We start from the raw sequence: 12799 nt of genomic DNA on the forward strand, positions 1-12799 counted from the left end.
TCCTATCCAAATCCTATAGCGCTCATCATGAGGGCTGCCACTCTTCGGAGTGGTTTTTTTTTGCGCTTTTATTCATATACATCGAAGGATGGGTGCTTCCTGATCTGTAAAAAAATTGTATTCCAGCCATTGTCGAATGAAGAAGGATTTTGACTTTGGGACACGAATTATATGTATACCCGTATTTTTTGAATTTTTTATGATAATGACCGCAACTTTTCGTTTCCGGACCGGTACAATGCTACATGGGGCCCGGGAATAATTAGCAGGTGGAGGAGGTTCGCCTGTCATGACTGATTCCCAACTAATACGCGAGATAAAGGATGGCAATGTCGAGCTGTACTCCGAGCTTATGCGGCGCTATCAACGAAAAATATTGGCTTTCATCTTTCATATGCTGAAGAGCGCGAAGCTGGAGCTGCTGGCCGAAGATTTGTGCTCGGAAACGTTTTATAAAGCATACCGCAGCCTTCATTCGTTTCGCGAGCTGGATGCTTCTTTTTCGACGTGGCTGTATACGATTGCCCGCAACACGGTGCTAAGTGAACTGAGAAAGCAGAAATCCGCGCATGTGTCGCTCGACGAGTCGGGCTTCGAGCCGGTCGCGGCTTTAGACGCCGTTCCCGAGCAGCACGTGCTTCGAAGCGAAAGAATGGCGATGGTCCGCGAGGCTATCAATAACTTGCCCGAGAAGCAACGCTCGGCGCTTATTCTTCGGGAATACGACCAGCTGGACTACCAAGAAATCGCGAATATATTGGGACAGACGGTCAGTTCCGTAAAATCGCTGCTATTCCGGGCCAGGGCAAGCGTGAAGTCGCAGCTGGAGCCCTATTTCGGACATACGCCGCTATTGGAAGAATTCGAGGGGATGAATACAAGATGAACTGCAACGATGCGCAACAAAAATTCGGCGAATATTGGGATTTGGCGGAGCATGACGCGGATCGGATCGCGATCGAACTCCATCTGCTCGGATGCAGGGAATGCGCCGAGCAGTTCCGGATTTGGGAAGAGAGCGAGGAGATGATTCGCGTGTTATCCGTCGAAGAGGATTCGATCGGACCGACGGAGCACGTCAACCGGAAAGTGATGGAGCGGATTTATGCCGAGCAGTCCTGGCTTATGCCGGTTCCGCATAAGAGCTATCAGTTCTCCAAGTCGTTTCGGCGCAACTTCTCGATCGTTCTTGCCGCGTGCATGGCAATGTTCGCATGCGCGTTCTTCATGTTCGTCTTCGATCATCCCGGCGGTGCTTCCACGGCCGAAATCGCCGAACTGTCGGGACTCATGGATACGGCGAACGTAGACGGAGACGGACTGGTCGTCACGGCGGGCGTATTCTCCGAAGTTCCGGTCGCGAGCATCAGCGACCCCTTCGTTCTGAAGGTCGTTCCCGCTTTTCCTCAATATTACGTCGCATTATCGCTGCTTGGGCTCGTCATGACGCTGCTTATTTTAAACTGGCTGTCGCGCACTCGAAGCTGACGAATTGGTTCGGGAAGCTCCTTCGGGAGCTTTTTGCCATATAAAGAGAAGGAGTGGATCGCAAGGTGATCATCGGATTCGTTAGACACGGCAGGACGGATTGGAACGCGGAAGGCAAGATTCAAGGTCAAACGGACATTCCGCTTAACGAGGAAGGCATCCGGCAAGCGCATGCGCTTGCCGAGCGGCTTAAAGGCGAGGAACGGATATGGGATGCGGTCGCATCCAGCGATCTGTCGCGGGCTTACCGGACGGCCGGGATTATTGCGGAAGGCCTCGGCATTCCGCTGCTGGATGGCGACGCGCGGCTGAGAGAACGCTATTTCGGCGATGCCGAAGGCACGAAAGAAAACGAGAGGCATGAGCGATGGGGCGCGGATTGGCGCAGCGCGGCGCCCGGCGTCGAGTCGTCCGCCGAGATGAAAGCCCGCGGGCTAGACGCGCTCGCGGAATGGGTCAACGGGTATCCGGAACGCAATCTTCTCGTCGTGACGCACGGCAGCTTCTTGGTCGGGTTGCTCGCGGAGCTATGTCCGGGGCTGACCGACGAACATCTTCATAATCTTTCCTATTCCGTCTTGGAACGCCACGGGCAAGAATGGCGCGCAAGAGTGTACAATTGCGTCAAGCATTTGGACGGCTTAGCCGGAAGGCGCGAAGGCTCTCTCCTATTATAAGGAGAGGGTCTTTTTTTTTACGGCCGTTCCCGATCCGGTTATAAATCATAGTTCATCTTCCCATAATGGTACTAACGAAAGCTTATGAAAGGAGAGAGCTATGAATTTATCGGATATGCTAGGATACGCGGACATACAGCAGCTTAGCAGAATAGCAGATGTTTACCGATGCGAGTGCAATGGAAACTCCAAAAACGATTTGATTCAGTCTATTCTCTCTACCGTAAGTCGAAAAGAAGTGTTCGAAGCGCAAATTAGCAGCATGAAGCTCGAAGACCTCCGTTTTTTGAATTCTTTGCTATTCGAATCAAGGAACGCCTTCAGCCTGGAAGATTTGATCGCCCGCGTGCAGCAAAGCCGGTTCGGCGACGTCGCCGTCAAGCCGGCGCCCGTTGCGGAACCTCCCAAAAAGGCGAAGCGGAGCAAAAAAGCCGCCGCAGAAGCCGAAAAGCCGCTCAGCCCGAGAGAGATGATCGCCAAGTTCAAGCATCACGGCTGGCTGTTCAACGGGTTCAGCGGGCCGAACCGCTATTTGTTTCAGGTGCCTAACGATTTAAAGAAGCGATTTAGGGACACGCTGGCCAGAAGGTTTGCGGCCGATTTGAAAGTGACCGACGAACCGCCGGTCTATCGGGACGAACAGCTGCTTATCCATGACGACATTACCCAATTTCTCCATTACGCGTACCATAACGAAATACAGCTTACGGGCGACGGCTCGATGTACAAAAGGTTCTCCCAGCAAATATTGGACAGATTCGGCGTGAGGGAAGAGTTTCCGTCGAAGGGGGAATGGCGGTTCGGCTACGGCCGGCATTTCAACCACTACCCGAACCGGTTCTCGTTCATCTACGATTATTGCTTCGCGAGCCAATACATTAGCGAGATTCAGCCGGCGCTGCGTTTAACGCCGGCGGGCGAGGAGCGGCTCGTTTCAAAGCCGCCGAACGAACCGGAGCTGCTGTACCGATTCTGGCTCAAGGCATACAAAGGTCCGGTCGCCAATCTGCTGGCCCTCGTTCACTGGGTTAACGCGCTGGCGGAAGAGTGGGTAACCGTCGAATCGATGCGCCAAGTGCTGGTGCCGTTCATCAAACCTTTTTATTACGACGACGCGAATACGATACTGGAGCAAAGGATTATGGCGATGATGGTTCATCTCGGCATGCTTCGGGTAGGCGAGCATCCGTCGCACGGCGCCGTCGTCAAGATGACGAAGGCGGGCAAGGCGATCGTTACGGGGGTTGGACTTGACGAGCTCAAGCCGCTTCTGCGGCCATAGCTTGCGGCATCCGCTTGGTAGGCGGCAAAATATAAGGTAGAGTATAAGCAGGAAGGACGCTTAGCCGGCTTTATATTTTGAAGAAAGAGGTGCTTGGTCCGAATGCTGCTGCCATACAAAGGCATTGTGCCTACCATCAACGAGGACGTATACATAGCGGAAGGCGTCAAAATCATAGGGGACGTGACCGTCGCGGAACAGAGCACAATTTGGTTCAACGCCGTGCTGCGCGGCGATCTGGCCCCGATCCGGATCGGCCGAAGCTGCAATATCCAAGACGGAACGATCGGCCATGTCAATACGAATCAGCCTTTGCTCGTGGAAGACGAGGTGTCCGTCGGACACGGCGCCATCGTCCACGGCTGCAAGATAGGCAGAGGCACATTAATCGGAATGGGGGCAATCGTACTAAACGGCGCAGACATCGGTGAATATGCTTTAATAGGAGCCGGTTCGATTGTTACGGAGAATAAAAAAATACCACCCTATACTCTTTCAATCGGTTCACCCGCCAAAGTCGTAAGAGAACTGACAGAAGACGATCTACAGCGCATGAAAAGAACGATGGAGAGCTACGTGACGAAAGGAATAGAATATAGGATCTCTTAACGCCGGTTTGGAGGTGTATCCTATGGATAAAATGAAAGTAACGTACGAAGCGATGCTCGGTCTGGCCGCGGAATTCGTGCTTGACGAAGCGGTGCTGAAGTTCCGGACGAACCAAATTTACGACGACATCGACAAGGCGCTGGCCGCGGGAGACGAGGATACGTTTTACCGCCTTGCGAAACAGTTGAATGCATTAAAGAGATAGCTTCTTTTGCTAGAGTCGCGCGGCATAAGAAGCGGAAGCTTCCTTGCCCTTGCCGGACCGCGCGTCCGGAAGGGGGAGGGAGCTTTTTTTTTGGGAGCTCGGGCAGATTGGCAAGATGGCGGATTGGCGTTACCATAGGATAAGCGCGATAGGCGGCCAAGAAAAAGCGGAGCAGCCGATGCGAGGTTTCGAAGCGACTATACTTTGGGAGTGAGAAGAGAAAATGAAGTTTAGCGAAATTGCAAGCGAACAATGGGAGGAACTCGCTCCTTATTTGGATACTTGCCTGCTGCCCGTAACGGGGTTGTCCGGCGGCGAGAAGCCCCATGAGGCGACGCAGCGGCTGGAGCGTTTAAGGGATTTGCTCGATTTGATCGAGATTCCGTTCAAGGGAAGGATCGTGACGTATCCGGCTTGGCATTATGCGAACGGCGCAAATTGGCAGGAAGCGCTGAACGGCTGGTGCGAGGCGGCCAAGAAATCCGGCTTCCGGTACGTCATCGTCGCTTCGGCCAACCAGGCGCTGGAGCTGCGAGAGCATTCCGCGGATCTCTGTTTTCTGCCTGATGAAGACGGGAAGCTTCCGAAGGCGACCGAAGTGTCGGAAACCGTTCGTGCGCTGTGGAGCGGACAAGCTGCCGAATCGGAGGCGGGCTCCGAATAAGAAGGGCCGATTTTGGGGAAAACAAATGCCAGAGCAGGTCAAATGTGACAAAATGATAACAAATTTTTGAACGACAATTTGTTAACGACTCAAATGTATGGCCATATTCTTGACGCTCCCAAGCACCTAGGCTATTATAGTTATGTCCTAGTTCGTCATGTGTTTTTGCCGTGCGGCAAGACGCGAGATATGGTTGGCAAAGGGGGTTAGAACAGAAGATGAGTAACCATGAACAACATGATTCCGCGCATAAACCGGTTCAGCGCAAAGAGATGTCCCGGCGTCAATTTTTGTCATATACGCTTGGCGGCACGACTGCATTTATGATGGGCGGCGCGGTATTGCCAATGGTTCGTTTTGCAGTGGATCCGCTGCTGGTGAAGAAGACCGGAAGCAATTTCGTAAAAGTTGTGGAAGAAAGCAAAATTACGGACGAGCCGCAAGAATTCAAATTCAAGATTCATCAGGTCGACGGCTGGTACGAAAGCGATCCCGAGCTGTCCGCGTGGATTTCCAAGGACGCGAACAACAATATTTTTGCGCTTTCGCCGGTGTGTAAGCATCTTGGCTGCACGATTGCCTGGAACGCCAAGGGCAAGAACGAGTATGACTGTCCTTGTCACGACGCCCGCTACACGAAAGACGGGAAGAACCTTGCCGTTGCGCCGAAGCCGCTCGATGAATACGAAGTTAAGGTTGAAGACGGATTCGTATACGTGGGTCCGGTAAGACCGAATACACGATTAGGTTAAGGAGGGCGTATTGCAGATGTTTAAAAGTGTATACAACTGGATTGACGAACGTCTTGACATTACGCCGCTTTGGAGAGACGTCGCCGATCACGAGGTGCCCGAGCACGTCAACCCGGCGCACCACTTCTCCGCCTTCGTCTATTGCTTCGGCGGCTTGACGTTCTTCATTACCGTGATTCAAATTCTGTCCGGCATGTTCCTTACGATGTACTACGTACCGGACATTATCAACGCCTATGCGAGCGTTGACTACTTGCAGCACCAAGTCGCATTCGGGCAAATCGTCCGCGGCATGCACCATTTCGGGGCGAGCCTTGTTATCGTTATGATGTTCCTACATACCCTCCGAGTGTTCTTTACCGGTTCCTACAAAGCGCCGCGCGAAATGAACTGGGTAGTCGGAATGCTCATTTTCTTCATCATGTTAGGTCTCGGCTTCACGGGCTACCTGCTCCCTTGGGATAACAAAGCCTACTACGCGACGAAGGTCGGTGTCGAAATTGCCGCATCCGTTCCGGTACTTGGCCCATACATCGCCGACTTCCTGTACGGCGGCGATATCGTAGGCGCGCAGACGCTCACCCGCTTCTTTGCGATCCACGTATTCTTCTTGCCTGGCGCATTGATCGCGATGCTCGCCGCGCACTTTATCATGATTCGGAGACAAGGTATTTCCGGACCACTCTAAGCGAAGGAGGGCTTACTTATGGCGCACGGTCATAAATCGAACGAGAAGGTTGTCTACGTCGGCGATTCGCGCGTGAAGAGAAGCAACCATCCGAACATCCCTCCTGACTACACTTCGTTCCCGGGCAAGTCGGAAGCGTTCATTCCGAACTTCCTGCTTAAGGAATGGATGGTCGGATGTGTCGTATTGGTCGGCTTCCTCGTCTGGACGATCGCGGAGCCCGCACCGCTTGGGTATCCCGCCGATCCGACGAATGCCGCGTTCATCCCGATGCCGGACTGGTACTTCCTGTTCCTGTATCAATTTTTGAAATATCCGTATGTATCTCAAGACTATATCCTGCTCGGAACGCTGGGCGTTCCCGGCGTTATGTTCGGCGCATTAATGCTCGCTCCTTTCCTGGATACGGGCAAGGAACGCCGTTTTTACCGCAGGCCGATCGCATCGTCGCTTATGTTTCTCTCGCTTATCGCCTGCATCTATTTGACCATCGTTTCTTGGGATCACTACCAGCATACGCTGGAAGCCAACGGTCAAATTCCGGAGCATCACGAACGTGAAGAGAAGGCTCGCGAAGCGGCCGAAGCCGGAGAGGAACGTCCGAACTATACGAAGCCGGCTCCAGTGGCTTCGCTAGTCGATGCTGACGACCCTGCCATGGAGATTGCGAAGCAAGCCAATTGCGTAAGCTGCCATGCCGCCGACCTGAAAGGTCAAGGCTCGGTACCGGCATTGACCGGCATAGGCGACCGTCTGGATAAGGACCAACTCGTAGATGTGATTACAAATGGACGCGGAGGAATGCCTCAATTCAAGGATCAGCTTTCCGCGGAAGAGATCGACCAGCTCGCGACTTGGCTTTCCAAACAAAAAGTGGCGGCCGAATAGTCCGCCGACCTATAAAAAAACCTGATCGTATCATGCGGTCAGGTTTTTTTTGAATCCCTACCCGAGAGGACGTGCCGATCCATGCTCTCCGCCTTTTGGAGCCGCGATTTTTTGCTTAATCGGTCATTTCTATGGTTATTGTTTATCGTGAATTTATTGGGGACGATATACGGCTATATTTGGTACGAAGGACAATTGGCCGATACGCTGCAGCATCATCCGCTATGGCGGATCGTATTCGTGCCCGACTCGCCGACGGCAAGCTTATTCTTCACTTTAACCTTGCTATATTGGCTGTTTCCGCCGAGAGATCCGAACCGCGTCGCGGCCGCCGGCCGCAGCGTCATCGAAGCGCTCGGCGTCGTCTGCTCGGTTAAATACGGCATATGGGCCGTCGCGATGATCGTCGCGGGAGCGTGGCAGGGGGCGGAGCTGCACTGGCAGCATTACATGCTGATGGCATCGCATCTCGGCATGGCGTTCGAGGCGCTGCTGTACTACCGCTTCATGCGGGCCGGAATCGCCGCATTGCTGGTCGGAACGGGCTGGCTGCTCTTAAACGATACGGTCGACTACACCTTCGGGATTTTCCCTTACCTCGCGGACGAGCTTGACGACGATTTGCCGGCCGTTCGCTCGTTTACGTACGGCTTGAGTATATTCAGCTTCGCCGCCGCTTGGCTCGTATGGCGCTTCCGAAAGCAGGCATAAGGGTGGACATCCTTTCATAGATTGGTCTAAGGGGGGGATGTCCATGAAGGTACGTATCATTGTTCCTTTCGTTATCTGTATCGTCATGTCGATCGGATCGGCGAGCGCTGTCTGGGGAGGCTCGTCTTCCATGAACCCGTTCGCATCGGTTTTCCTGCCGCAGCCGCAAGGACAGCTGTCCAAGCTGGATGAATTGGCCAACTCGATTTATAACGCGGCCTATACGGGTAATCGTCAGGCCGGTTTTCAATATGTGCAGCAGCTGGAGCGCGTTCTAGATGTGGCGGCTGACGTATTGCCCGGGCATCGGGACGGTTGGACCGCAATGGCCAAGGATGCGGACGCGATCAAGCTGAAGCTGCTTATTAAAGGGAGCGGGGCGGGCTGGCTGTCCGAGGCTTCCCGCCTCCGGTTATCCGCCGATGCCCTCGTTCATCCGGAGCATGCGCTGTGGCTGCAATACGAAACCGTCATGCTGGACGATCTGTCCCGAACCGAGAAGGCGTGGAAGCGTCAGACCGGGGATGCCGCACAGGCCGCCCGGGCGGCGCTCGATAGCTTGCGGTCGCATGCCGAGCGGGTCGAGCCCGCTGTCGCCATGTTATACGGATCCGATCGGATGCTTGAGTTGAAGGAGAGGCTGCGATATACGGATCGGCTGCTGAAGTCGGCTGCCGCGCCGGCGGACAAGGACGGCCCGGTCGATCATTCCCTGAACGCTTTGAAGGATGCGATCGTCAGGCTATACGAGAACAGCGGCGCTGCGATCGCCGTGCCGGCGGTCGCTCCGCCCGCTTCGGCGAATCCGATCGGCTGGGCGATGCTTCTCGGCGCAATCATCTCCGCGGTGCTCACTTATTCAGGCTGGCGGAAATACAGGACGAATCCTTATGGAAGCAAGCCGATCACCTAGTCGGCTATTCTTCCTTAAAGCCTTCGCCGAGAACGTCATGCACTTCATTGATAATTATGAACGCCCTGGGGTCTATGCTGCGGACGATCGTTTTCAAACGGCGGATTTCCTGCCTTTGGACGACGCAGTATACGACCTCTTTTTGCTGTCCCGAGTATACCCCTCTTGCCGGAATCAGGGTAACTCCGCGTTCCAGATCGATCGTGATTTGCTTCGAGATCTCCTCCCCATGGTCGGTAATGATGGAGAACGCTTTTGCGGCATAGGCCCCGTCCTGAATAAAATCGATCAGCTTCGAGGCGATGAATACCGTTACGAGGGTATAGAGCACTTTCGACATCGGTATGTAGAACAAGGAAGCGCCGATAATGACGGCATCCAGCGTCAAAATGATCTGGCCCATGCTGATGCCCCTAGAACGGGCGACGATCCGGGCCACGATATCGACGCCTCCGGTCGTTCCTCCGAAACGGAATACGATGCCGAGGCCCGTGCCGAGCGACACGCCGGCGTAAAGCGCGGCAAGCATGTAATCTTGCGTGCTGCGAAAAGGAACGAGCAGTCCGGTTTCGATCAACCGCTCCATAAGCGCCAAAAACGCGGACAGCGAGACGATGCCGAGCAGCGTGTACATCATTTGGCCCCTCCCGAGCGCCTTCCAGCCAATCAGAAACAATGGCACGTTAAGCAGCAGCGTCGTTATGGAAAGAGGCCAGCCGGCCGCGTAATTAAGAAGAACGGCTATGCCGGTGGCGCCGCCTTCCATCAGCTGGTTAGGGATGACGAAATAATGAAGTCCGAACGCGTAGATGGCCGTTCCGATCAATATCGGGAAGACGATGCGCGATTGTTCTATGATTTTCGACATGGGTTACGACTCCTTTGGATGATGGATTCCTTTGTAGTATGGCACAAGGCGGCGATTCGAAAAACATTGATTTTAACAATGCGTTTCGTTAACATAGGGAATGGATAGCCATTGACGGGAAAGGAACGTAGAGAATGCCGGACAAATCGTTAGCAGATATTCAAAGAGAAGTGGACGATTACATCTCTCAATTCAAGGAAGGTTATTTCAGTCCGCTGGCCTTGATGGCCAGAATGTCGGAAGAAGTCGGAGAACTGGCAAGGGAAGTGAACCACTTCTACGGCGAAAAGCCGAAAAAAGCGGACGAAGCCGAAAATTCCGTCGAGATGGAGCTTGGCGACATTTTATTCCTTTTATCCTGCTTCGCCAATTCCTTGAACATCGACCTGACGGAGGCGCACAATAAAGTGATGCATAAGTTCGCTACCCGGGACGCCAACCGGTGGACGAAGAAATAGACCGAACAGTAAACAAGCTCGCTACATATGCTGTACCATCAACCTGTGTACAAGGAGGATGGGCGGATGGATGGAGAGAGCTGCATCAAGAAAGCATACGAATTCATATTCAACAGCGATTTCGAGCAAGCCATTTATTGGTTTGAACAAGCAATCGCAGCTGATCCGAATAACGCGTCTTATTATCATAAATGCGCAGTATCCTGCGCGCGAAGCGGCAAATGGGCGAAAGCGAAGCTCCATGCGGACGCGGCCGTCAAGCTCGATCCGGAGCATCCCGAGTACCACTATCATCTGCAGACGGTGGAGGCAGGCATGTTTCGGAACGATGCCGACCTGCTGCTTGCCTCGGATCCGCCCAAACTGTCCGAGGCGGCCGAGTTGCTGAAGCGGGCGGCGGCGCTGGATCCGCTAAGCTTCGAAGCCTTCTACAAGCTGGGAGTCGTCTACTCCGAGCTTAATCGATTGGACGAAGCGGCGGCCAGCGCCAAGGAAGCAATGCGGTTGGACCCTGCGCATTCCGCCGCGCGCAGACTGCTTGCCGACGTCAATCGCAAGCGGCGATTGCTTCGCGTACGGATCAACGCGCGAAATAGGAAAAGGAACAGGTGATGAGCATGACGACTCAACAGATAAAAGTAGCCGTAGCAGGCGCAAGCGGACGAATGGGCCGCGAAGTCGTAAAAATGGTGCTGGAGGACGACGCGCTTCAATTAGTCGCAGCCGCCGCTCCTTCGGCCGGTCCCGTCGACGCGGGCGTATTCGCGGGCAAGCCGGCTACCGGCGTCATCGCGAGCGCGACGCTGGAAGAGGCGCTGAACGGCTCGGGAGCGGACGTGCTGGTTGATTTTACGGTTCCCCAGGCGGCTTACGGCAACGCGAGAACGGCGATCGAATACGGGGTTCGGCCGATCATGGGGACGACCGGCTTCACGCCCGAACAAATCGCGGAGCTGGACGAGCTGTGCAAACGGAAGGAAATCGGCGGATTGATCGCGCCCAACTTCTCGATCGGCGCCATTCTCATGATGAAGTTCGCGGCGGAAGCCTCGAAATATTTGCCGCACGTGGAAATTATCGAGTACCACGGCGACCAGAAGCTGGATGCGCCGTCGGGCACGTCGATCAAGACGGCCGAGCTGATTGCGGAGGTTCGCCGCGAGCTGCGCCAAGGCAATCCGAACGAGGAAGAAGTCATCGAAGGAGCCCGCGGCGGTTACTATAACGGCTTCCGCATACATAGCGTCAGGCTTCCGGGCGTATTCGCCCAGCAGGAAGTCGTATTCGGCGGTCACGGGCAAACGCTGAAGATCCGCCACGATTCGTACGACCGGGCCGGTTACATGCCGGGCGTCAACGTCGCGGTCAAGAAGGTTATGACGTACAGCGGTTTAATTTACGGCTTCGAACATATTATGGATTAGTTTCATCCGGCAGCGGGAGAGGGGAACGCCATGTTAAACATTGCATTTATCGCGCATGATCGCAAAAAAGAGGAAATCGTCAATTTCGTCATCGCTTACGAGAACGTATTCGTTCCGCATAAGCTGTACTCCACCGGCACGACCGGCACGCGCATCATGGAGCAAACGAATTTAACCATTCATCGGTTCATGTCGGGGCCGCTCGGCGGCGACCAGCAGATCGGCGCCATGGTCGCGGAGAACGAGATGGATCTTATTATTTTCCTGCGCGATCCGCTTATGGCGCAGCCGCACGAGCCGGATATTATTGCGCTGCTCCGGCTATGCGACGTGCAGGGCATTCCGGTAGCGACGAACGTGGCCACCGCCGAGCTGCTCGTGAAAGCTCTCGAACGCGGCGATTTCGCGTGGCGGGAGCTTGTCCACAAATATAAGCCGGGTCTCGAATCATGATGCAGCCGCTTGATATTCTCGTATTCGGCGCCCATGCGGACGATGCGGAAATCGGGATGGGCGGCACGATCGCGAAGCATGTCAAGGCCGGTTACCGCGTCGGCATTTGCGATCTGACGGAAGCGGAAATGTCGTCGAACGGCACGGTGGAGCTTCGGAAGGAAGAAGCGGCGGCCGCGGCGCGCGTATTGGGTCTGAGCAGACGTTCGAATCTTGCCTTGCCTGACCGCGGACTGGAGCCTTCGAGAAGCCAAATCGATCGGATCGTCACTGAGATCAGAGCATGCAAGCCGCGCGTCGTGTTCGCGCCCTATTGGGTGGACCGCCATCCCGATCACGTCGCATGCAGCCGCTTGATCGAGGAAGCGGTATTCAACGCCAAGCTTCGGCGCTACATGCCGGAGCTGCCCGCGGTTCAGGTTGAACAGCTTATTTACTATTACATTAACGATACCGACCAAATATCGCTTATCATCGACATAAGCGAGCACTATGAAGCGAAGCGCCAGTCGCTGCTCGCGTACCGTTCGCAGTTCGAATCGGCCGCCGCTGGCGCGGACCGTGTCGCGACGCCTCTGACGAACCGATATATCGAACGCGTGGAAGCGCGCGACTCGCAGCTCGGACAAGCCCGGGGCTGGGCATACGCAGAGGGCTTTGCCTTGAAGCGCCCGCATGCCGTACAATTTTTTTGACAAATCGTACAGCTCTTGTCGATA

Annotated in this window: 18 protein-coding genes; 17 read left to right on the plus strand and 1 reads right to left on the minus strand. The window is 54.6% G+C overall.

Features of this window, described 5'->3' with window-relative positions; genetic code table 11:
* Positions 1 to 289 precede the first annotated feature (289 nt).
* From IDH41_RS13860 to IDH41_RS13915, 12 genes are all read left to right on the plus strand, one after another.
* Complete coding sequence (locus tag IDH41_RS13860; RefSeq protein WP_190861951.1) at positions 290 to 886, plus strand: RNA polymerase sigma factor; 597 nt, start codon at positions 290 to 292, stop codon at positions 884 to 886.
* A complete protein-coding gene (locus IDH41_RS13865; protein ID WP_190861953.1) occupies positions 883 to 1488 on the plus strand; it encodes an anti-sigma factor family protein in 606 nt (201 codons plus the stop codon). Before IDH41_RS13860 ends, IDH41_RS13865 begins: the two co-directional genes overlap by 4 nt.
* Positions 1489 to 1553: 65 nt before the next feature.
* Complete coding sequence (locus tag IDH41_RS13870; RefSeq protein WP_190861955.1) at positions 1554 to 2165, plus strand: histidine phosphatase family protein; 612 nt, start codon at positions 1554 to 1556, stop codon at positions 2163 to 2165.
* 286 nt (positions 2166 to 2451) lie between these two features.
* The gene (locus tag IDH41_RS13875; RefSeq protein WP_317890746.1) at positions 2452 to 3447 is read left to right on the plus strand and encodes a hypothetical protein; all 996 of its coding nucleotides are present in this window, start codon (positions 2452 to 2454) and stop codon (positions 3445 to 3447) included.
* Positions 3448 to 3549: 102 nt separating this feature from the next.
* On the plus strand, positions 3550 to 4056 hold the full coding sequence (locus tag IDH41_RS13880; RefSeq protein ID WP_190861959.1) for a gamma carbonic anhydrase family protein: 507 nt from the start codon (positions 3550 to 3552) through the stop codon (positions 4054 to 4056).
* Between the two features lie 22 nt (positions 4057 to 4078).
* A complete protein-coding gene (locus IDH41_RS13885; RefSeq protein WP_190861961.1) occupies positions 4079 to 4261 on the plus strand; it encodes an IDEAL domain-containing protein in 183 nt (60 codons plus the stop codon).
* A 223-nt stretch (positions 4262 to 4484) separates the two neighbouring features.
* Positions 4485 to 4925: a DUF2487 family protein gene (locus IDH41_RS13890; RefSeq protein ID WP_190861962.1), complete on the plus strand. Its 441-nt coding sequence runs from the start codon at positions 4485 to 4487 to the stop codon at positions 4923 to 4925.
* A 218-nt stretch (positions 4926 to 5143) separates the two neighbouring features.
* The gene (locus tag IDH41_RS13895) at positions 5144 to 5677 is read left to right on the plus strand and encodes a ubiquinol-cytochrome c reductase iron-sulfur subunit (protein WP_190861964.1); all 534 of its coding nucleotides are present in this window, start codon (positions 5144 to 5146) and stop codon (positions 5675 to 5677) included.
* A gap of 16 nt (positions 5678 to 5693) precedes the next feature.
* Entirely contained in the window at positions 5694 to 6365 is a 672-nt protein-coding gene (gene qcrB, locus IDH41_RS13900) for a menaquinol-cytochrome c reductase cytochrome b subunit (protein ID WP_190861966.1), read from the plus strand.
* 18 nt (positions 6366 to 6383) lie between these two features.
* A complete protein-coding gene (locus IDH41_RS13905; protein WP_190861968.1) occupies positions 6384 to 7253 on the plus strand; it encodes a menaquinol-cytochrome c reductase cytochrome b/c subunit in 870 nt (289 codons plus the stop codon).
* 81 nt (positions 7254 to 7334) lie between these two features.
* A complete protein-coding gene (locus tag IDH41_RS13910) occupies positions 7335 to 7964 on the plus strand; it encodes a DUF1405 domain-containing protein (protein ID WP_190861970.1) in 630 nt (209 codons plus the stop codon).
* Between the two features lie 43 nt (positions 7965 to 8007).
* On the plus strand, positions 8008 to 8877 hold the full coding sequence (locus tag IDH41_RS13915; protein WP_190861972.1) for a sporulation protein YpjB: 870 nt from the start codon (positions 8008 to 8010) through the stop codon (positions 8875 to 8877).
* A 4-nt stretch (positions 8878 to 8881) separates the two neighbouring features.
* On the opposite strand, the gene IDH41_RS13920 is transcribed toward IDH41_RS13915, so the two are convergent.
* Positions 8882 to 9745, minus strand: a complete 864-nt coding sequence (locus IDH41_RS13920) for a YitT family protein (RefSeq protein ID WP_190861974.1) — start codon at positions 9743 to 9745, stop codon at positions 8882 to 8884.
* 134 nt (positions 9746 to 9879) lie between these two features.
* Here IDH41_RS13920 and IDH41_RS13925 point away from each other — a divergent pair, with 134 nt between their 5' ends.
* The 5 genes from IDH41_RS13925 (at position 9880) to bshB1 (ending at position 12775) form a co-directional block, all read left to right on the plus strand.
* On the plus strand, positions 9880 to 10203 hold the full coding sequence (locus tag IDH41_RS13925) for a nucleotide pyrophosphohydrolase (protein ID WP_190861976.1): 324 nt from the start codon (positions 9880 to 9882) through the stop codon (positions 10201 to 10203).
* 66 nt (positions 10204 to 10269) lie between these two features.
* A complete protein-coding gene (locus IDH41_RS13930; RefSeq protein ID WP_190861978.1) occupies positions 10270 to 10815 on the plus strand; it encodes a tetratricopeptide repeat protein in 546 nt (181 codons plus the stop codon).
* Between the two features lie 5 nt (positions 10816 to 10820).
* Positions 10821 to 11627 (plus strand): 4-hydroxy-tetrahydrodipicolinate reductase, encoded by an 807-nt coding sequence (dapB, locus tag IDH41_RS13935; protein ID WP_397327948.1) that lies wholly within the window; start codon positions 10821 to 10823, stop codon positions 11625 to 11627.
* Between the two features lie 30 nt (positions 11628 to 11657).
* A complete protein-coding gene (locus tag IDH41_RS13940; RefSeq protein WP_190861981.1) occupies positions 11658 to 12080 on the plus strand; it encodes a methylglyoxal synthase in 423 nt (140 codons plus the stop codon).
* Complete coding sequence (bshB1, locus tag IDH41_RS13945; RefSeq protein WP_190861983.1) at positions 12077 to 12775, plus strand: bacillithiol biosynthesis deacetylase BshB1; 699 nt, start codon at positions 12077 to 12079, stop codon at positions 12773 to 12775. The genes IDH41_RS13940 and bshB1 overlap by 4 nt, the downstream gene beginning before the upstream one ends.
* Positions 12776 to 12799 lie beyond the last annotated feature (24 nt).

This window comes from Paenibacillus arenilitoris (assembly GCF_014705655.1).
Taxonomy (GTDB): Bacteria; Bacillota; Bacilli; order Paenibacillales; family Paenibacillaceae; genus Pristimantibacillus; species Pristimantibacillus arenilitoris.